The sequence below is a fragment of the Parapedobacter flavus genome, from assembly GCF_035818675.1.
Lineage (GTDB): Bacteria > Bacteroidota > Bacteroidia > Sphingobacteriales > Sphingobacteriaceae > Parapedobacter > Parapedobacter flavus.
Window position 1 is genome coordinate 37,109 of record NZ_JAYKZZ010000018.1, and the last position, 22,165, is coordinate 59,273.

The window sequence follows — 22,165 nt, forward strand, 5'->3', positions numbered from 1 at the left end:
CCATGCAAACCATCACCCGCAAGTTCGGTAAATTTACGCTCAGATACCGTCCATATACCCTTGAGCTCCGGCACGTCTTCACCATTGCCGCGGGTTCGCGCAGCACCACTCCCGTCGTCCTCACTGAGCTGGAATACGACGGGGTTGTCGGCTATGGCGAGGCCTCGATGCCACCCTACTTGGGCGAATCGCACGAAACGGTGCTGGCGTTTCTAGACCGGGTGGACCTTTCTGGGTTCAGCGACCCGTTCCATACCGCGGACATCTTAGCTTATATCGACCAGCTTGCGCCGAAAAACACGGCAGCCAAAGCATCGGTGGATATCGCCTTGCACGACCTGCTGGGAAAGATGATGAACCAACCCTGGCACCGGATATGGGGGTACAATCCAGCGGACACCCCCAACACCTCGTTTACCATTGGCATCGATACCGCCGAAGTGGTGCGGCAAAAGGTGCACGAGGCGGCGCTTTACAAGATGCTGAAAGTGAAATTGGGGCTCGACACGGATAAGATGATGATCGAAACCATCCGCGAAGTAACCGACAAGCCGCTCTGCGCGGATGTGAACCAAGGGTGGAAACATCGGGAAGAAGGACTCGAGATGGCGCATTGGCTGGCCGATCGCGGGGTCGTTTTCCTCGAACAGCCGATGCCCAAAGCGCAGGTGGACGATAACGCCTGGCTTACCGAAAATAGCCCCATACCCACCATTGGCGACGAGGCCGTGCAGCGACTCGACGATGTGCGCAAGGCATTTGGCGTATACAGCGGCATCAATATCAAATTGATGAAATGCACCGGTATGCGCGAGGCGCACCAGATGGCCGAATTGGCGCGGGCATTGGGCATGAAGGTAATGTTGGGCTGTATGACCGAAACATCGTGTGCGATTTCTGCTGCCGCACAATTATCGCCAATGGTCGATTGGGCCGATCTGGACGGCGCACTCCTCATCCGTAACGATGCATACCGAGGGATGGAAGTGGTAGACGGCAAAGTGGTATTGCCGCAGACCCCGGGTATCGGTATCCTGTTAAACGAGGCCGCGACCGGTTAAGCCGGCAGCGCGACCGTTTAAGGGGCCTCTATCGTCTCCGCTTCTGTCAGTGCCTTCGTTGTCAAGTAATACTTAGCAAGCATGTTGGGCACTTCCCATTCGGGCATCGTACCCGATTGCAGAAAATCGAGGTACTTTTCGGTCACCTGCGCGAAATGCTCCTCGTGTGTGGTCACGAAAGATGGGTCCACGGTGATCCGGTACCGACCCGCAGCTACCGGTTCGAACGCCAGTCCTTTGTAAGCGGCGCCTAATTGTTCAACAGCTTGGGTGAGCGCGGCCTCAAATGCCTCGGTATCCCGCTCGCCCGTCGACTCCACATACAGCACCGGCTTATATTGCTCTTCGGCACCTTGCTTGATGATGAGGTTGGCATATTTCCCACGCATGATCGAATAATGGGTATCACCGGTGCCCTGGGGGGCCTCGAAGTTCCAAATGACCGACACCTTGGCGTGGACACCTTTCAACGTGTAATTGATCTCCCCATTGGCAAATACGGCAAGGTTACCATCATCGCCGATCGACTCCCCGAGGTATGTCGGGATTTCCGACTGACCTGTAGAACGTTCGAACTGGGCTGGGGTAAGTACCGTGGGCCACCGCTTAGCCGAAACCAACTGAATATCCTCCATGTAGTCGATGGTCTCGCCGGGGAAGCTCTCCCATTGCACCATATCGACCAAGTGGGTCGTTACATCCACCAGTCCTTCGCCCTGCTGCTTGGTATCATAAAACCATACGGGGCGTACGAGCGGCTTGCCCGATACTTCTTTGAAGAAATGGTGTACGCTCTCCTTGGTAATGGCCGGGTTGTCGGCCGTACCATTTTCCATACCGCCGAAAAAATCAGCTACCTGCGAGAACTCTTTTTGTAGCAACGTATTGATTTCGTAGCGCTCGGTCATGATATCATACAGCAAGACGCCCTTTTCGTTGGCCTTGTCGAATGCGTCGGCCAACTTCGAAAACCCTTCGGGATTGATGGCCATGGGTTTGTCGGCCAGCACATTCAACCCGGCATCGATCGACCGGGTGATGTAGTCGATTTTATCGCGGTTGTTACCTGCCAGCACCACCACGTTGCCTTTTGGGTCTTCCAACATCTTTTCGAAGAAATCGGGCCCCGTATAGACGACCTCGTTCCACTGTGTTGGTGCTTCTTCGCGCGTATTGTATTGGTCGATCAAGGCGAGGTGAGCTGCCAACTCGGTTCCTTCGGGTGCATAGACATGGACGAAGCTATCCACCTGCGGATACATCCTTTTCTGCACCAGTGCCGCATGGAAATGGCCAGGTGCCACGGTAATCAATTGGACTTCCTTGCGTTGCACATCATTTTCGCGGGGGCCGCATGCGGAAAGGCATATCACAGCCATTACGATAACTAATGTCGGTTGCTTTTTCATTCGAATAAATTTGTTTTTTTACGGCAATTTATGCAGGTTTTCATCTATTTTATTGTTTTCACCTGATATCATTCCATCTGTCTATAAGGGTCATCAACGATCCGGTGGAGTGGAGCTATCCTTTTACATAGGATGTACCATAGGGAAACCGCTGCGGGCGGGAAAGGAGCGCATTGGCTTCCTCGTCGCCGATAAACCGTTCCTTATTTGCATCCCACCGCAGTTTTCGTCCTAATTTCATCGCTGCATGGGCAATGAGGCAAGCCGACCCCGAGCGGTGGGCGATTTCGACATGGCTAATGGTCTGCTTGCCGCTGCGTATACATTCCAACCAGTTCTGGTGTTGCTCGGGGCTTTCGTAGAGTTTGGTTTCGTTGTCGCCAATCACGGATTGAAGTATTTTACTGTCGCTTGCCTTGAAAGCTTCGTTTTCCTTGCCATCGGCGGCACCCGGGTCGGTGGCTGTAACGCCCACATTTCCCCGCGACACGAATATCCAGCCTTCGGTTCCTTCAAAACGCACGCCATTGGGGTGCTTTCCGCTAATCTCCATCACCACATCGTTGGGGTATCGCATCTGTATTTCGAAATCGCCGTGCACGTTCCACAAGCCACTGGTAGGGAACGTTGCCCATCCTTCGGCCTCCAGCGGTCCGCTCAACTCGGTACCCATCCCCCAGTGGGCGATATCAAGGTGGTGGGAGCCCCAACCGGTGATCATCCCTGCGCCGAATTGCTCACAACGCAACCAACCCGGGCGATCGTAAATATCGGTTTGGGAGTGTACGCGATCGAGTGTATAGGGAACAAGCGGCGTGGAGCCCAGCCAGCGTTCATAATCGAGATTTGCAGGCACCGGCATCTCGACCGGATTACCACCTGCCGGATCGCCCGGAAGCCCCACAATGACACGCTTGATGGTTCCGATACGGCCGTTACGCACCAACTCGCATGTCCGTTTGAACTGGGGCCATGGGTGTACAGAACGTTGCTGGCTACCCAGTTGGAATACCACGCCCTTGCGGGCTACCATATCGGCCATTGTACGCCCCTCACTAATGGTCAGCGATGTAGGTTTCTGCATGTAAATGTGCTTCCCTGCAATAGCAGCCTCCATAGCGGGTTGGGCATGCCAGTGGTCCGGTGTACTGATCACCACGGCATCGATATCTTTAGCAGCGATCAGGTCGCGGTAGTCGCCGTACGTTCGCACATCGACGGCCGGCTTCCCGCCGTTCTTTTCCGCTTGCTGCTGCTCCAACCATTCCTTGCCCGCCGCCGCGCGGCTGCTGTCCACATCGGCTACGGCAACGACGCGCACATATGCGTGTTTCAGCACTTCAGGCAAGTCGTGCGACTTGGCAATCCGGCCAAAGCCAATCTGCCCGATTTGGATGCGGTTGCTCGGTGCATTTTTCCCGAATACCGATGCCGGCACAATCGTGGGGAAAGCAGACGCCGCTGCCAACAGTGCCGCCCCACCGGCCGATTGCTTGATGAATGTGCGTCTGTTCAGTGGCTTGTGTTTCTTATCCATGGTATTCTTCTTTATCGTCTGAAAATTATTCAACGTTCCCGCACCACATCGTCCGGGGAGGTTGCGTAAGCTTTGCTATAGTCTCTTTTTTTCGTTCCTTTCACCACCCATTCGAGCCCACCGAGAATGTGTTTCATGAACTCATCATCCTTGTAGTCTTCTTTGCTATGGCCAAGCGAGGTGTACCAGGCCCGGCCCCCATCAAACTCGTGGCACCAAACGGACGGAAAAACATCGCCGAACGTATCCGAGCGTCGATCGTCTTCCCCCGCCAACGTCGTGGCATCATTCACGGCCACGACATGCAGGTTCACGCTCATTTGTTTCACGTAGTAAAACTCATCGCCCTTTACCCGCACCCATTTACGGGGCAAATGAGCTACCGACGGGTGTTTGGCATCGATGATGTTGACCGTAAACGGCTGGTATTTATCGTGCCAATAGAAGGTGCCCCCTAGCATCTGCTTAAACCACTTCCAATTGCGCTCGGTGCCCGATGCCGAGTGGATGCCTACAAAGCCACCTCCTGCTTGGATATAGCGCATCAAGGCCACACGCTGTGCATCGGTATCAAAGACATCATTGTTCGTATTCGAAAATACCAATGCATCGTATTGTTTCAGGTTAGCATCGGTAAACACCGAGGGGTCTTCGGTGGCGTCGACCGAAAACCCGTGTTGTTCGCCCAGCGCTTTCAGGGCGATGATGGAATTCTCGATATTGTCGTGCACAAACCCTACCCCGTTTTTAGTATACACCAGTACCTTGATTTTTTTCCAGTTTACGGATTGGGCAAATGAGGCATGGGCACAAAGCAATAAGGACAGGCCGAGTAGCACCCCGCGGGTTAATTGTACTAAAAAGTTAAATTTCATCGTCTCTATAAATATATCATTTTAACCCATATGGGTATCAGTTAGCAAAAGATTGCCATAATCGTTCGGCTTCCTCTGCCTGCAACGAGCCGTCAAAAACAACAAGTCGGTACTGCAGGGTATACGTTTTTCCGGCTTCCAGCAACCAATCCATATTCTTGGTAGGCGAGAAGTTGAAGAACTGATCGCCGCGGCCACCATTGGCATCCACGGGCCAGATCCGCACCGGTTCCGGAAAATTATAATTATCGGGGTGTGACAGGAAAAGCACACCACCCCTACTCTCGCCCAGTTGGCCGGACATGATGGTCCAACGTTCGAGCGACCCATCGGCATCCTTGCGGGTTTTGCCGGTAGATGTGAGCACATCACTGTTCTTGTTTGTCCATTCGGGGGTCGCCCGGAACCCCAATCCACCGTAGCGGTATTCCTTCAGTACCACCGGCGCATCGGTCATCGGAACCAGGGTAGACCGGATATCCACCGCATAGCTGTTGGCATCCAATTGCGAAATGACGATGCGCCAATTTTCTCGCATAATGACGGTTTCCTGGCCGGCATCGAAGATCACATGTTCATGGACCGCCTCGAAACCGGCATGTTCCCTATCTTCGAAAATATCGTTAAACTTCACAAATCGCACCGTGCCTTTTTTGTCGCCGATATTCCAAAGGTCATACATTTCCCCCTTGTACTCCACGTGCGTCCACGGGTTCCACAAACCATAATGGTGGTAATGGTCCGGCGGCTGGATATGGGTAAGCACTTTACCCGAAATGGTCTGCAAGGGGTGGATGTATCCGGCGCGACCGTAGGCAGCGTCCACACCTGGAGGTGGGGATTTGACGGTATACCTATAGGTAACCAATGGGTTGCCTTCCGGATTGGATAACACCAATTCGTCACTACCTTTTACCGCTGAATACGGTCTATCACTGTTGCCCCCCTGCCCGAAAGCACAAGACGACCCAACACATAAGCAAAAAACGGCAACCACGGTTCTCAACATGGATCTCGATGGATTTATAACTAATTCAACGATAAAGTTATCAAAAATCCGACTGATTAATGCATCAGCGTCTTTTTGTTAACGATCTAAATTGGCTATTCGGTGATTTAAGGGGTATTCAACCGATATACCAAAAATCGCCGGTTACTGCACATAGTTCTTAAACGTTTCTTGTGGTGGTGTCGAGAGATCAATCAGGTAACCGTTAATCACGGCATACACCGGTCTATTATCTTTCGCGAGGAAAAAGTTAGCTGGCCTACCCAAGTGCGGGCTGGCGGCACTGGGTGCCTGTTGGTAGAAGGCCACAAGCGGCAACGCGTGGTGACGATCTTCGGGCATCTGTGCCAGTTGGATGGCACAGTAGCCCTGCCTCAACAAGTCCATCGCCTGCTCCAAGGATACCTCATCAATGCTATCGAACACCTTAGGGTATATCTTTCCGGGCATGAAATGGAGGCCTACGGCATCCAATTCAGCATAGCCGAAATTTTCACCCAGATCGCCCACGTCGCTGATGCGCGATTGTACATAATAGTCACGATCTACCGTATACTCATTCCGGTTAATCGACAAATCAACGGTATACTCCATTGAATCGCGCGAAACACTGACATGCCGTAGCAGCACATCCGACAGCTTGGAATCGCTATACGGAATCGACTCGTAAGCTTCAATATCATATTGCGCATAGCTGCCTTGGGCAATTTCAATCAGCGCATTGAGAATGGCGATAAAGTTGAGCTTACGGATGAATTGTTTTTCGGGGTCTCCTTTATATCCCCCCGACTCGATCAGCACCGTACGTGTACCCCACGTTTGGAAGTTATCGCCGAATGCCCGTGGCGAGTAGGTATCGTCATACTTAGCCACGCCCCCCGGCACATAGCCCTGCAACAGCTGGTTGATACCGGCGGCAATCTTCATCGCATCGCCACGCACGTCGTTGACCTCACGTTCGGCATTGTAGGCGGGCGCCAGCAGCGCGATGGTGACGGGTGTGGGCGTACCCGGCACGTTGTAATAAATATGCATGTCGTGTAGGTTGAACCCATAATCCGGTTCCACTGTTTTCGCTGCATTAATCAGTATACGTCCTTCCACGGTGGCGCCCGAGCGGGCATCGCGGTTCAGGTCCACGTCCATCGCATTGCGGCGTGTGTACACGTCGGCCCCATCGGGGTTGAGCATGGGGATAAAATACAGGCTGGTTTCGTTTTTCAGCAGGTTTCGGATGCTATCCATCCCGTCGCCCGATGCTTCGAGGAAGTTAAACAGATCCATCAGGGCCTTGGTTGCCGTGGGTTCATTGCCATGCATCTGCGACCACAGCATTACCCGCTTGGGGCCGTTGCCGTACCGGAGCTGGTAGATGGGCTTTTTGAGCACGGAAATGCCTAACCGGGTCACCTCAAAAGCCTCACCGCCCTGTCGCTTCAGGATAAGCGGTTCGATGTCGGCGTGTTTGAAGCGCCGGTGCGCGATGGATGCTTCGCGGTAGGTCTCGTAGGCTTCCCCCAGCATGGCGGTGTCAGGCTCATAAACCATCCGGCTTTGGCCTACCCCTTCGCAGGCCGTCGAAATCAAGGCTATGGTCAAAAAATGGATAACATGCTTCATGGTGAAATTAACTAGCCAGCGGAAAAAATGTTTTCGGCAACGGTAATGGAGCCATTATCCGCGTCTATCCGAACCCTGGCCCCCATGGGCAGGATAAACTGTTCATCCATGTGCCCGATCAATGCCCCCTGATAGGCAGGGATACCCAGCGGTTTGATGTAGTCGTCCAATATCTGATTCAGCGTTAGGGAATTGCCTGGGTTCGATGCCTCACAGTCGGAGCACCGGCCGAAAACGAACCCTTTGATGCGCTGCAAGGCTCCGGACAGCGCCAACTGGCTGAACATCCGGTCAATGCGGTACGGCTCTTCACCGATATCCTCCAAGAACAGGATGCTGTCGTTAAAATCGGGATAATACCGGGACCCGGCGAGGCCAGTTAACACGGTGAGGTTGCCGCCCAGCAGCTTCCCTTCTGCAGTTCCCGGTGTCAGCGTGCGCACCGGGCGCTGATTGGCTGAATATACCGGCGGCTTGCCTTCAAAAAAGAGCTGTTTGAACTGGTTGAAAACAATGGGTGTCCACTTGCTGTTCGCCACCGCCCCATGGAAGGTAATCAGTCCCGTTTGCGTGTAGATGGCTTGATGGAAGGCGGTAATGTCACTGTAACCCATAAAGATCTTCGGGTTGCGGGCAATCAGTCCATAATCCAGTTTATCAAGTAACCTAGCAGCACCCGAACCACCCCGTAGGCACACAATGGCTTTCACCTTAGGGTCGGCAAACATGGCATGCAGGTCGGCCATCCGCTCTACGTCCTTGCCCGCCAGGTATCCATATTTCTTACCTACATGCTGGCCCCATTGGAGGTGCAGACCCAACGCCTCTATGTTTGCCTCGGCGATGTTGTACCCCTCCTCGTCGACCAGTGCCGACGATGGCGTAATCACCCCCACGGTATCCCCCTCCCGGATGGTAGGTGGATGGATGGAGGAACGGGAACGATGCACGGCAGCCGGACCGCCGATGGATACCGGCAATGCGGCCATCCCCAGACCCAATGTTTTGATAAAGGTGCGTTTATCCATAGTTGCTTTTACGAATGGCGTTAGCGGTCAAACGACAGCCGTTGGCCACTGCCTTTTTCCAATAATTTCCCGTGTTCATATACCAATTTGCCCGACACCCAGGTGTGAGTGACCGTTGAGGTAAACGTATGCCCTTCAAACGGCGACCAACCACATTTAGACAAGATGTTATCCTGGCTTACGGTATATGGTTTGTTGAGGTCGACCAATACGAGGTCGGCCCAATACCCTTCGCGGATAAAGCCGCGCGCCGCCACCTGGAAGCAGGTAGCCACATTGTGTGCGGTTTTCTGCACCAGCTGTTCGAGCGTCAGCCGGCCATCGTGGTGCATATCCAAAAGTGCCTGCAGCGCATGCTGCACCAGCGGGCCACCGGAAGGTGCCTTGCTGTAGGGCTGCGATTTCTCGGCCAGCGTATGCGGGGCGTGGTCGGTAGCAATCACATCTATCCGCCCGTCGAGCAGCGCGGCCAATATCCCTTGGCGGTCGGCCGCCGTTTTTACCGCCGGATTCCATTTGATGAAATTACCTTTTTCGGCATAATCGGCATCGCTGAACCACAGGTGGTGTATACACGCCTCGGCGGTGATCCGCTTCTCGGTGAGCGCCAGCGCTTCAAACAAATTAGCCTCCTCCGCTGTGGAGATATGCAGGATGTGGAGTCGCGTACCGTGTTTTTTGGCAAGGTCTACCGCGCGGGAAGAAGAGATGTAGCAGGCTTCGGCCGACCGGATAAGGGGATGCATATCGGGCGTCAGTTTCTCACCATAGGTGGCTTTATACCGGGCCAGGTTCTGCTGGATGGTTACTTCATCTTCGCAGTGCGTGGCGATGAGTATGGGCGAATTGGCGAAAATGCCTTCGAGCGTATATTCATCGTCGACCAGCATATTACCCGTGGACGATCCCATGAACACCTTGATGCCGCACACCTGCTGCGGATCGGTGCGGAGCACTTCGTCGATGTTGTCGTTGGCCGCCCCCATATAGAAGGAGTAGTTGGCTAGCGACTGCTGCGCGGCGATGTCGTACTTATCTTGCAGAAGCGTTTGGGTAAGTGTATTGGGCACGGTATTGGGCATTTCCATGAACGAGGTGGTGCCGCCAGCTACGGCTGCCCGGCTTTCGTGCCAGATATCTGCCTTGTGCGTGAGCCCCGGTTCGCGGAAATGCACCTGGTCGTCGATCAGGCCCGGTAGCAGATGCAGCCCTTCGGCATTGATCTCGGTATCTACCGCCAAATCAAGCTGAGGCGCTATTTTTTCGATGCGACCATCGACAACCAACACATCACACGTATTTATCGTTCCTTCATTGACAACGGTTGCGGCTTTTATAAGGGTTTTGGACATGTACGTATCTTTTTTACAAACTTAGCTAAAGTTGGCTTAATAAATAAATACCGGGAGCACATGCTCCAGCACTAGCGGATACGGTCCGTTGCGGGAAAGGTGGCTGTCTTATCACTTGTATTGTTGAATATTCGGATCAGCTCAAATGTTTCAGGGATCTGGTCGCCCATGCGGCCGAGCGTTTCGGCGGGGATATTGGCTTTGCTGAAGGGTACCACTTTGACGTATTCCTGGATCTCACCGACATTACGCCCGTACTTATATGCGTAGGTGAAATGCCCCTTGCCATCGGTTTGTACGTGGTTATTGTGCGTGTTGGGCACCGCGATGTAGAACTCGCTGCTGTCCATGCTACCACTTGGATTGAACCGTGCGTTTTCGGCGAGGTGGTTATGCAGTTCGACGGCTACGTTCTCGGCTGGATCAATCAGTTGTATCTGTGGCGCCATCAATCGGCGGTACACGTACTCCCCATTGTGTTGGTATGCATACAACTCATCCAATGTGCGGTGGAGTTCGTCCGTGAGGTAGGGATAGTGGGTACAGCCAAGCACCAATGCTTTGAGCGGGCGCGCACCGGGTGTGTTCCGTAGTTGTTCCAGCAGGGATACCAGGTGGTACCGGACGTAGTTATCGGTCGAGTTGATCTGCAGCACGTTACAATCATCGCTACTCCGCGAATCACACAGCATCTTATTGTCCGAAAAATCAAACCGGTAGGTATCCATCAGCGCCTTTTCGATGGGGTATTGCCCGTGGTTGAGCGATGGCCCCAGATAGTCCTCTCGGGGTTCGTGCGCAACAGCACTGATAAAGCCCGGTTCACGGTCCACCGCTTCGGCCATCCCATAGCCCCCTTGGTTGTAGATCTGGATGTCACCGCGGTAGCCCAGTTGGTCTTTCAATTCCATGATGGTACGCTCGTAACCTTTAGAAGCAATGGTACCCACGGTAGCGAAGACCCCTATGGCACCATCTTCGTCCTTTTCAAATATGTCCAGCACGCCACGTGCGCCTGCATCGATTACCCCAATGACCGGAATATCCAATCCCGTTTTCTGGATGAGTGCTTCCACATCTTCCTTGGCATATGCCGTGGCCGTATTGCACGCAATGACAATGGCTTTTACCCGTTGTTTACCTGTTACAAAGTTAACTGCCGATGCCTCGGGATAATATTGTTCCGACAGCAGGAATTGGGCATCTTTCAATACATGCTCAACCAGCAAATCCGACTTGTCCTCGCTATAGTAATTACCATAAGGCATGTTTGCCTGGTCTGCGAGGTAAATGAATTGCTCTTTGCTGAAATCGGGAAGGCCATCGCTGCCGGCAATACGGGATTCATTGCCGTTGGCGTCATACCGCACCAAAGCATCCATTACGGTGAGTCCGCCGGTGCCCGAATCGAAGATGCCGATGGGGAGGGTCGCATCTGTGGGATAATCACGTACATCCACATAGTAGAAGCTGGCGGTATCTTCCAGTATGGCATGAACCATGGGGTCGATCGGGCGCGTTTGATCGGTATGCTCTTCATTACCTGCACACGATACAAGGGTAAAAGCGCTGGCGATAACGGCTATAATTGGGTCTACCTTCATGATGGAGCTTGCTTTACACAAAGAAACGCAAAAAACGGCAAAACAGACCTATTTTCACCAAAAGAAAAAGGGCACCGAATTTTGCTCAGTGCCCTTTCTCCTATCTATGCCCTTTCTCCTATCTAATTGCGGCCCTACCTAGGCAGATTAGCCATAAACTGCACGTTCAGTGCGCCAACGTTTAACCCCACCATAAACGACGGCATGGTTTGGGCAAACACCCAGGCGTTGTTCCGATGGTACACATATCCACGGCGGTAGGGGTCATAGTACGTGCGGTATTCCGGAAAATACACATACTCGTTGCGGTGATGAAACCGCTCACCATAGTACCAATGGTCGTGATCACGATACCGATGTTTATGTTGCTTCGCGTATTTCCGGTATTCGCGATCGCGCTTTTCATAGTATTTACGATATTCACGGTCGCGCTTTTCCGCATACTTCCAATACGCTTTTTCCTGCTTATGAAAAGCCTTGTCGCGCTTTTGATGTTTTTTGGCGTATTCCTTTTTGTGGTGGCCCCGATGGCCTTTTCCCCGCCCTTGTGCGTCTGCGTCTAACGTTGTACCCACCAAAAATGCGAGGGTAGCAACTCCAATCCATAACCTTTTCATAGCATCAATTTTTTACGTACAACCATCAATCTAATCTATTTGTAAGACAACAGAAGTGATGCCAAAGTTTAACGCTGGTATGTAACGCCTCGATTACGCAAGCCGAAACCTATCGCACCAGTCCGAAAAAAATCCCAGAGATTTATGGAATCCTGCACCCTGTCGCATCCGTACGACAAAATGCGTCTATAGCATAACCGCATTTCACACGATTTAAGTAAGTTTGCATAAGCAATCGATTTGAGAAACAAACACGACAGCACAATGATCCGCAGCATCTTTTCCGTACGGGCGATGGTTTTACTCATCGTCGGCACACTTTTCCTAACGGCTCCGTCCATGGCACAGCAACAAAAAAACGACGACCCTTTCCACAAGGAATGGACAACGATCGACTCCCTTTCCTTCAACGGGTTGCCGAAATCAGCAATAGAAATTGCCCGTAAAGTCAAAGCTGCGGCGCAACAGCGGGGCGACAACGCCAATGCCATCAAGGCGACGCTCTTTTTGATCGCTAAAGAAGCGTTGACAACCGAAAATTCGGTAACGCATCCCATTGAGCAGGCTGATTCGATGATCCGGATTTCCAACGGAGCCGAGAAGGCGCTGTGGCAGAGCATCACCGCCGAACTGTACTGGAATTACTACCAACGGAACCGGTGGACCATTCTGAATCGTACGCCCATCCTCGGCGAGCCGCCCGTCGATATCGCTACCTGGGATGCCGCCACACTGATTGCCAAAGCCAGCGACCTATACCAGGCCTCTATCCTCGATGGCGAATTGCTCAAAACCATCCCTGTGGAGCGCTATGCACCCCTGCTTGCGGAAGGAAAAAACACGCGCCGGTTGCGGCCCACCTTGTATGACCTCCTCGCATTCAGAGCCATCGATTTTTTCCAGAACGACGAGAAAGATGTCATCAAACCGGCATACCAATTCCAAATTGGTGGCACCCTGTGGTTTGCGCCTGCCAAGCGAATGGCTGAAGTACAGGTGAAACCGGCCACGCCGGAGGCACTGCACTTCCGCGCACTGCACACGTACCAGCGGCTGCTGGCCCTCCATCTGGAAGATGACCAACCCGATGCGCTCATCGATGCGGATTTACATCGACTGCAGTTCGTACACCAATATTCGATTCATCCCGATAAAGACAGCCTCTACCGCGCTGCGCTGAAGGCGCTAGCCACACGCTACGCCGACAGCCCAGCAGGAGCACAGGCTGACGCCACGTTATTGCAATTCGATTTCGACCATTCACAAGGCACGCCTAAGGATTCGACAGACCGCCAGCACCTACTCCAGCAGCTCGACGCGCTCATCGCCCGCTTCCCCGAATCGGAAGGCGCCGCAAATGCCGCGCAGCTTCGCTACCTTTTGATGAGTAAACTGCTGGAAATGCAGGCAGAAAGCGTGTTGCTGCCCGAGGAAAACAGCAAGGTGCTCATCACCTATCGGAACCTAACGGATGTATACCTGCGAATCTACCCCTGGCCCACCGGGCTCACCAATCCACAGCGGGATCTGAATAATAGCACGGCCAAAAAGAAGCTATTACGCAGCAAGCCGCTGTCGTCGTGGGAAGTGGCATTGCCGGGCAGCGAAGACATGTATGAACACCGAACGGAAATCAAAGTAGACCCGCTACCGACGGGCCGGTACCTACTGGTGGCTTCGGCCACGGCCGATTTCTCGTCGGATAGCACCGTGCTATCCGTAGCCCCCATCCAGGTCTCTTCGCTGAGCCTGATTACCAATAACCTGGATGACCAGCAAATGCTGTTTGCCTTGCACCGCAAATCGGGCATGCCCATACGGGGAGCCAAAGTAACGTTCCTCAATGAGCTCTGGGATAAGACCTTTAACACCAATCGGTATGTGGTGGTGGGCAAAACAACCACCGATGAAGATGGCAAAGCAACCATCCAGGTGGAAAACCACCGCGAAAACGTCCGCCGCATCGTCCTTTCTTCACATGGTGATACACTGCGCACCGACGGTTATTTCCGTTCGTATCGTGCAGAAGACGAAAATGAAAAAGAACCCAACGAACATACGTTCTTGTTTACCGACCGGGCAATCTACCGGCCGGGCCAAACGGTATATTTCAAAGGAATCGTCGTTGAAAATGCGGCCGATGGGATGACAAACCGCGTATTGACCGACCATACCGCCGAGGTGACCTTCCTCGATGCCAACGGCCAGAAAGTGAGCGCCATGGAACTCACCACCAACGCTTATGGCTCATTTTCGGGCAAATTCACCGCACCGACAGGTGGACTCACCGGCCGAATGCATATCAAGGCAGGGAACGGCAATGCGTTTTTTGCGGTAGAAGAGTATAAACGACCGAAATTTGAGGTGGCGTTCGATACCGTAAAATCCAACATTGCCCTCAACGAAGAAATCACCATCAAAGGGCGCGCCACGGCTTATGCCGGCAGCAATATCGATGGCGCCGAGGTAAAATACCGCGTGGTCAGGCATGCACGGTTCCCCTACTTCTGGGCGTTCTACCGCTGGGGGCGACCGCAGTCGCCCCAAATGGAAATCGCCAACGGCACCGTGCTGACGGAAGCCGACGGCTCGTTTGACGTGACCTTCACTACCATTCCCGACAAACAGATCGACCCGCAAGCGCTGCCGACATTTACCTACACGGTATATGCCGACGTAACCGACATCAATGGCGAAACGCAAAGCGGCAACCAACACGTACAGGCGGGATACCGCTCCCTGTTGCTCACCGCTGCCATGCCCAGGCAGCTTGATGCCGGCCATGAAAACCAGTTGGTCGTGACCACCCAAAACCTGAATGGCATCGCCACGCCGGCCGAGGTGGCCGTATCCGTCGCACCGCTCACCTTCCCAGGCAAGGTTTACCGCGAGCGGATGTGGGAGAAACCCGATCGGTATACCATGACCGAACAGGAATTCAGGCAGCTTTTCCCAGATGATGAGTATGCCGATGAATCCAACTACATGAATTGGCCCACCGGCGCGACCAGCTGGTCGGCCACCCTCCACACCGGTGAGCAGCAGGGAGTGGAGCTGCCTGCCTCGGCTTGGAAATCGGCCGGATGGCACGTGATCACCCTCACCACGGCCGACCCCCAAGGCAATGAAATCACCGAAAAAATATACACCTATGCCGCCAAACCGGCTACGGACGCCACACCGCAACAACCCCTGCTAGTATTGGCCGACAAATCCACACTGGCGCCCGGCGATACGCTAACCCTCACCGTGAAAACCGGCTTCGACAGCACTTACGTACTGGAAACAAACACCGACATCAAACCCGAATTCACGGCATTTTCGGAGCACCGCCGGATAAACCGTCCTATCGTTGAGGGCGACCGCGGCGGCTTAGGCTTCGGCTGGCTCTATGTACACAATAACCGGGTATACCAGGGTGCCCGACAGGTGGAGGTACCCTGGTCTAACCGCGACCTCCAACTGGAATGGGCCACGCACCGCGACAAATTGCAACCGGGGGCTGCCGAGGAATGGCAGCTGACCATCAAAGGAAACAAGAAGGAAGCTGTTGCGGCGGAGCTGCTGGCAGGGCTGTACGATGCCTCGCTGGATGCACTGAAGCCGCACAGCTGGCGCTGGAATCACCTGTCGCCCAACCGTTGGCTGGGGCTGCGCTGGGGGACCAACTGGACGTTCAAAACCGTTACGGGTAATTTATGGCTGACAAACATCAATGGGGAACAGCCTACTGGCTACGAAAAACGGTATGACGAACTGCTCAGCTATCCGGCACGACAGCTTTTCCATAATAAAGACTTCATGATACGGGGTCTTGCCGGGCGTATCGGGGGGATAGCAGTACGGGAAGAGGCCGTAAGCGCGGCAGCACCCAACGCGCAGCAAGACGCGGACCTGGATGAAGTCGTGGTCGTGGGCTTCGGACAGCAGGAAAAACAGGCCGTCGTCGGCGCCGTGGAGACCGTGGAGACCGAACAGCCTACCATCTCCGTGCGCACCAACCTGGAAGAAACGGCGTTTTTCTTCCCCCACCTGCAAACGGATGCCGAAGGCAACGTAACCTTCAAATTCACCATGCCCGAGGCGCTCACCGAATGGAAGCTGATGGCTTTCGCTCATACGGCCGACTGGAAAACGGGCTTCCTGGAAGGAAAGATCAAAACCCAGAAAGACCTGATGGTGATGCCCAACCTGCCCCGCTTTTTGCGGCAGGGCGACCAGGTCCGCTTCAGCGCAAAAGTAAGCAACATCAGCACGGAAGCCCTGCGGGGCACGGCATTCATCGAACTGCTCGATGCAACGACGCTGCAACCGCTTTCAGTTCCGGGCAATGGTCTGAATGACCACCCCTTCTCCGTCGCCGAACAGCAAAGTACCGATGTAGCTTGGACGTTCGCCGTTCCGGACAGCCTTTTCAGCGCCGTGGTGGTACGCATCTCGGCCAAAGCGGGTAACTTTACCGATGGCGAGGAAACCACGCTGCCGGTGATCACCAACCGCATGCTGGTTACGGAAACCTTGCCCCTGCCCGTACGCGGCAACGCCTCCAAAACCTTTACACTGGATAAGCTGGCGAACACCACGAGCGACAGTCGCGTAAACCATGCCCTCACCGTGGAGTTTACAGGCAACCCCGCCTGGTATGCGGTACAGGCACTCCCCTACCTGATGGAGTATCCGTATGAATGTGCCGAACAAACCTTCAATCGGTTTTATGCGAATGGGCTGGCAGCCCACATTGTTGACCAAGCGCCGCGGGTGAAGGCCATCTTTGAGCAATGGAGAACCAGCGATACCACCGCCCTCCTATCCAACCTGGAGAAAAACCAGGAACTTAAATCCGCGCTGCTGGAAGAGACGCCATGGGTGATGGAGGCGAAGAGCGAACGCGAGCAGAAACACCGGATCGCCCAGCTATTCGAAAGCCATAAGCTGGCGCAGGGGCTACAGCAAAACCTGGCCAAACTGGCGGAGATGCAACTCAGCGACGGCAGCTTCCCCTGGTTCCGCGGCATGTCTAGCAACCGCTACATTACACAGTACATCGCCACGGGGATTGCGCGCCTGCAACAGCTCGGTGTGGAGGCCGCCCACTCCGAAACGGCAACCCAAATCCTGGCGCAAGCGGTGGATTATGTTGACCGCAAAGTGAAGGCCGACCACGACTACCTGGTGAAAAATAAAATGGACCTCAGCAAGCGACACCTGCGGTACACCCACGTGCAGTACCTCTATATGCGCAGCCTCGTGCCGGATTTACCGATACGTTCGGACAACCGCACTGCTTACGACTACTTCCTGGGGCAGGCTGCTACCTATTGGAACACCTTCAACCCCTACCTGAAAGGGCAGTTGGCCCTGGCACTGCATCGTGCCGACAATAGGGAAAAGGCCAAAGCCATCATGGCTTCCTTACGCGAAACCGCCATCCACAACGACGAAATGGGCATGTACTGGAAAACCATGCCCCACGGCTACTGGTGGTATGAAGCACCCATCGAGGCCCAAGCGTTGCTCATTGAGGCATTCGCGGAGGTGGCATCCGACCAAAAGGCGGTGGACGACCTGAAGGTATGGCTCATCAAACAGAAACAAACCCAACACTGGAATACCACAAAGGCAACGGCCGACGCCATCTATGCCCTGCTCTTGCAAGGAAGCGACTGGCTGGTAAACGAACCCGAGGTAACCATCACCCTAGGCAACGAAACCATACGCTCTACTGACGTGAAAACCGAGGCGGGCACCGGCTATTTCAAAAAACGCTATGACGGCGACGCGGTAACCGCCGATATGGGTAACATCGCCGTGAACGTAGCAAAGGCCGAGAATGAGGGCGTGGCCTGGGGGGCAGTGTACTGGCAATATTTCGAAGATCTGGACAAAATCACGGGCGCCGAAACACCGTTGAGCCTACACAAGCAGCTTTACGTCCAACGGAATACCGACCGTGGCCCTGTATTGGAAGAAATCAGTGCCGACAACCCGCTGAAGGTGGGCGATAAGGTAACCGTGCGGATTGAGCTGCGCGTAGATCGCGACATGGAATATGTGCACCTCAAAGATATGCGGGCGGCTTGTTTCGAACCCATCAACGTGTTGAGTGGCTATCGCTTCCAAGGTGGGCTGGGCTACTATGAAAGCACACGCGATGTGGCGACCAACTTTTTCTTCGACTACCTGCGTAAGGGTACCTATGTGTTCGAATACCCCGTGTTCGTGGCACAGGCGGGCGACTTCTCCAACGGCATCAGCACCATCCAGTGCATGTACGCACCGGAGTTCAGCAGCCATAGCAAAGGCATCAGGGTGCAGGTAGAACAAAAACAATAGCGCATTCGATGGCAGTTGATACGACCAAGCGATTCGATAGGATCGTGAGCATTTACATCCAGTTGCAATCGAAACGCGTGGTAAAGGCGCAGGAACTCGCCGACCGGTTTGGCGTAAGCTTACGCACCATATACCGCGATATTCGGAGCCTTGAACAGGCGGGTGTACCGATTTTCGGTGAGGCCGGCGCCGGTTACAGCATCGTGGAAGGCTACCGCCTGCCACCGGTCCTCTTCACACAAGAAGAAGCGATGAGCTTTGTGGGCGCCCAGAAACTGATGGGTAAGTTCATGGACCGCCGCCTGCAGGAGCACTACGACACGGCGCTCTACAAAATCAAAGCGGTATTGCGCATGACCGAAAAAGACTCGCTATCGGCCCTCGAGTCGAAGATTGTGGTAGCAAAGCCCGGATATGATGTCTTCAACAACAATGTGCCCCATGCGCTTAGCCATTTGATTGAAAGCATTGCCCAGCGGCGGCAGGTATTTTTATCATACAAGGGGGTGAATGATGAGCAACCGAAGCAACGCACCATTGAGCCGGTAGGCTTGTTCCATGAAATGAACTTCTGGTATGTGTATGCCTACTGCCATACCCGCCACGATTATCGCCAGTTCCGGGCAGACCGTATCGTGCAACTCCAGTTGCTCGACACCCCGTTTGAACGGGAACATCCACCGCTCGGTGAGTTCATGGACAAACGGGAGCAGGCCCACAGCGATTTGCCGCAGGTAACGGCCCGCATCCGTGTGGAGAACCGCCATGCCGCGCACATGAAGTGGGACCGCCGCTTTTGGGGCTTTGTTTCCGAACACGATGGCGGGACGCATACCGACATGGTGTTTGAAACCCTCGATTTCCACGAAGGGTTTCCGCGCTGGTTGCTCATGTACGGCGATGGCGTACAGGTACTCGAACCGGATAGCCTGCGCGATAGGGTGAAAGAGCTGATTGAAGTGGTTGCGTCGAACTTCCGGGATTAAGGCCCGCAGAAACTAGCTTTTGAATTACCTAATTTTCCATATCAAGGACGTTTAGAAACGGTTTTGGATATGCCTCTCCGTACATCGTGATGTATTCTTTGCAAAATTTTTCAAATGTAGCCTTTGCTAGGCTATGTTTCCCCATACTGTTTTGGGCCTTGCATTTCAGTATCATGGCATCCTCATTGATGATATCGAAATTAAAGGTGCTGTCCGCAAGCTGCGTTATAAAATCTGCTTCAGCTTTCAGGTTACACGATTTGGCAAATCCAATCAATGTGTCAACAGCGATACTTGCAACTGAACTTTTGAAATCATCAAGCCAATCGTATTGCGCATTCACCAAAAACCCGCCTCGCTGGGTTATTTCCAATAGCCGTATTACCTCTTGTTTCGTGAGGTTATTTTTCAACTTGGTAATTCTCAAAAAATCGATATAGTCGCTCCTTATTTCAGGCTCTTTTAATATGATTTTCCAATACCCTGTTTTTTTCGAAATTTCCAACGAACCAATTTCTTCAAGTATACTGCGTAATTTACGAATATTCACCGAGAGGTTGTTCCGGGCACTTTTATCGGCTCTATCATACCATAACACTTCAATTATCGTTTCAGAAGAAATCCCTTTATCATTTTTAAGAGAGTGCAATAAAACCAATAAGAACAACTCTTTCAAGAGTGGTGAAAATTTATAAGTAATTTCATCATGCCGTTTATCGAAAACCTGAAGCCCGCCAAAAAACACCAGTTGATAATGTGGGTTCTTAACCGTCTCGTCAGTGTCAACGGCTTCTTTTTCAACGATATCTTTCTGCCGTTTAACTTCAGAAGGAAGAGGTAAGACCCGTTTTTTATTTCTTTTACGCCGAACGGCTAAAAATCCCCCCACAGATATTATAACGAGAATAACACCAAGCAAAACCTTCGAAAAAGCCGACCTTATTGTTTTCTCTTCGGGTTTATCAATGGCTATATTGGGTGGGTTATTGATGGAATAGATCGCAACTTGCGTAGTTGAATCATCGTGGTACGATGTATATGTATATAGCTTATCCTGAGTGGGGAAGTAATATAAATTTGCCGTTGACCGGACATCGAAAAATTTAAACGGGATTTTGCTCCCAACTTGCTCTACTTGCGGCGACTCAAGATTGCCTTTAATCATTTGCAAGTAATTGTTGAATTTTATTTTACTGAAAACGAGCGCATAATAGTTTCTGTTTTCGGCATTTATCCACATCGAATTACCCACGATCATATCATCAATTAGCCGTGGCGAAATTTCAAATTTTTCAAACAGACTATTGTGTTCAATGGCATAGCCCAGCATATTAAAGTAGCTATGCGGGTTTACCAATTGGCTTCCTGATTCACTTCCATACCCCCCCAATATATAAATGGTATCATTCAATGCCCCGAGTCCAGCTAGATACCGTGGTGTAAAAATAGTGCTGTCCGTAGGCAACGTTTCCCAAGTACTATTATTCAGATTTAACCTGATGATATTGTTATGATACCTATGCCGCCCATAACCACCCAACACATATATTGAAGAGTCAGACCCGCTAAAAAATTGATTATGATGCCCAAATTTAATTTCATCGGTCGCAGGTGTGTCCTTTTCGGTCCAGACACCGGTTTCCACATCCAACACGTAGTAATTTCCGCAATCCGGGAGGTAACAATAAATCTTATTGATTAGATGGTTGAATACGGCGCTATAGCTTCTATTCAAAAATGGAGGGGGGTTATTTCCATACGCCACTCTTTTGACACTACTATTTTGTGCAGCATAAATAAAAAGCTCATTGGTGCCTACCATAAAAATTCTACTCTCCCCAGTGTCTGCTGCTACCAATACCGCTCCTTCCACTTCGCCTTTAAAAATGGGGCTCCAATGCTGATGATTCATAATTACCCAGGCTGGATTGACTACTCCGGCCTGTTTGCCGCTCACGCTATCGGTTGCAACATTACCCGTGCTTTCATCCAACGGCCAATAATGCGTCAATTGACCCCGTTCGAAAGTCCGGATGTCTTTTATGGTCATCGAAGGAACATCCGAATTCATAAACTGCTGGTAACTATGCGCACCAAAAACAATTTTAAACGATTCCTTTTTGTCAAAACCCACCTTTTCCTGGACGTAAGTGGTATCTGAGATCATTAATTCCAGTCGGTCCCGGTCCATCAAAAATCTAACCCGAATTTCAACCCAGTTATTTTTTCCACCTTCATTAGGGTATTTGATAGGAATAACTAAATTGGTTTTTCCAATCACCAGGTTTAGGCCAACCTTCGGTGTTGGCGTACTTAACAAATCTATATTATTGCCGTCTCCATCAATGATTCTGAATACGTAGCCAAAAAGCCCTTCGTTGGAGTTGGGTATTAACCGATGAATTTTATGCCTGAACGATATTTCGAATTCACCCTTACATACTAACAAGCCATCAGCCGTTAAATCAAGCCCCGTTCGCTTATCAAGGGTGACTTCATGTCCATTAAACTTCAACCCATATTGTTGAGCAGATAGCAGCCGGGGATACACCACACCGCTCCAAATAAGCAGGCAGATAAATGTTACCTTAATGAAGCTTGTACGGATTTCCATAACTACGATGACCAAAGCGGTTAGGGTGTAAAATTAATGAATTAAATTTTTCGATACAATTTAGTCATTGAGCTGGCTCTGGCTTTTTCGACAAATGCTACAGGGACTGCATTCAACACA

13 protein-coding genes are annotated in these 22,165 nt (G+C 52.3%); 3 read left to right on the forward strand and 10 right to left on the reverse strand.

What is annotated here, in order from left to right; translation table 11 throughout:
- Positions 1-2 precede the first annotated feature (2 nt).
- Positions 3-1,061 carry a dipeptide epimerase gene (locus U9S71_RS15475; protein ID WP_326328493.1) on the forward strand — a complete coding sequence of 353 codons (1,059 nt, stop codon included), beginning with the start codon at positions 3-5 and terminating at the stop codon, positions 1,059-1,061.
- A 17-nt stretch (positions 1,062-1,078) separates the two neighbouring features.
- On the opposite strand, the gene U9S71_RS15480 is transcribed toward U9S71_RS15475, so the two are convergent.
- The 9 genes from U9S71_RS15480 to U9S71_RS15520 form a co-directional block, all read right to left on the reverse strand.
- Positions 1,079-2,470 carry a putative oxidoreductase C-terminal domain-containing protein gene (locus U9S71_RS15480; protein ID WP_326328494.1) on the reverse strand — a complete coding sequence of 464 codons (1,392 nt, stop codon included), beginning with the start codon at positions 2,468-2,470 and terminating at the stop codon, positions 1,079-1,081.
- A 115-nt stretch (positions 2,471-2,585) separates the two neighbouring features.
- Positions 2,586-4,007 carry a Gfo/Idh/MocA family protein gene (locus U9S71_RS15485; RefSeq protein WP_326328496.1) on the reverse strand — a complete coding sequence of 474 codons (1,422 nt, stop codon included), beginning with the start codon at positions 4,005-4,007 and terminating at the stop codon, positions 2,586-2,588.
- A 29-nt stretch (positions 4,008-4,036) separates the two neighbouring features.
- Complete coding sequence (locus U9S71_RS15490) at positions 4,037-4,882, reverse strand: ThuA domain-containing protein (RefSeq protein ID WP_326328497.1); 846 nt, start codon at positions 4,880-4,882, stop codon at positions 4,037-4,039.
- 37 nt (positions 4,883-4,919) lie between these two features.
- On the reverse strand, positions 4,920-5,891 hold the full coding sequence (locus tag U9S71_RS15495) for a DUF6807 domain-containing protein (protein WP_326328498.1): 972 nt from the start codon (positions 5,889-5,891) through the stop codon (positions 4,920-4,922).
- A 144-nt stretch (positions 5,892-6,035) separates the two neighbouring features.
- Complete coding sequence (locus tag U9S71_RS15500) at positions 6,036-7,511, reverse strand: M14 family zinc carboxypeptidase (protein WP_326328499.1); 1,476 nt, start codon at positions 7,509-7,511, stop codon at positions 6,036-6,038.
- 11 nt (positions 7,512-7,522) lie between these two features.
- Complete coding sequence (locus tag U9S71_RS15505) at positions 7,523-8,539, reverse strand: S66 peptidase family protein (protein WP_326328500.1); 1,017 nt, start codon at positions 8,537-8,539, stop codon at positions 7,523-7,525.
- A gap of 20 nt (positions 8,540-8,559) precedes the next feature.
- Positions 8,560-9,891, reverse strand: coding sequence for a dihydroorotase (locus tag U9S71_RS15510; RefSeq protein ID WP_326328501.1), 1,332 nt, complete (start codon positions 9,889-9,891; stop codon positions 8,560-8,562).
- 71 nt (positions 9,892-9,962) lie between these two features.
- On the reverse strand, positions 9,963-11,495 hold the full coding sequence (locus U9S71_RS15515; RefSeq protein WP_326328502.1) for a glutamate racemase: 1,533 nt from the start codon (positions 11,493-11,495) through the stop codon (positions 9,963-9,965).
- A 134-nt stretch (positions 11,496-11,629) separates the two neighbouring features.
- A complete protein-coding gene (locus U9S71_RS15520) occupies positions 11,630-12,112 on the reverse strand; it encodes a hypothetical protein (RefSeq protein ID WP_326328503.1) in 483 nt (160 codons plus the stop codon).
- 240 nt (positions 12,113-12,352) lie between these two features.
- Here U9S71_RS15520 and U9S71_RS15525 point away from each other — a divergent pair, with 240 nt between their 5' ends.
- On the forward strand, positions 12,353-18,445 hold the full coding sequence (locus U9S71_RS15525; RefSeq protein WP_326328504.1) for an alpha-2-macroglobulin family protein: 6,093 nt from the start codon (positions 12,353-12,355) through the stop codon (positions 18,443-18,445).
- 8 nt (positions 18,446-18,453) lie between these two features.
- Positions 18,454-19,431 carry a helix-turn-helix transcriptional regulator gene (locus U9S71_RS15530; protein WP_326328505.1) on the forward strand — a complete coding sequence of 326 codons (978 nt, stop codon included), beginning with the start codon at positions 18,454-18,456 and terminating at the stop codon, positions 19,429-19,431.
- A gap of 28 nt (positions 19,432-19,459) precedes the next feature.
- On the opposite strand, the gene U9S71_RS15535 is transcribed toward U9S71_RS15530, so the two are convergent.
- On the reverse strand, positions 19,460-22,045 hold the full coding sequence (locus tag U9S71_RS15535) for a kelch repeat-containing protein (protein ID WP_326328506.1): 2,586 nt from the start codon (positions 22,043-22,045) through the stop codon (positions 19,460-19,462).
- Positions 22,046-22,165 lie beyond the last annotated feature (120 nt).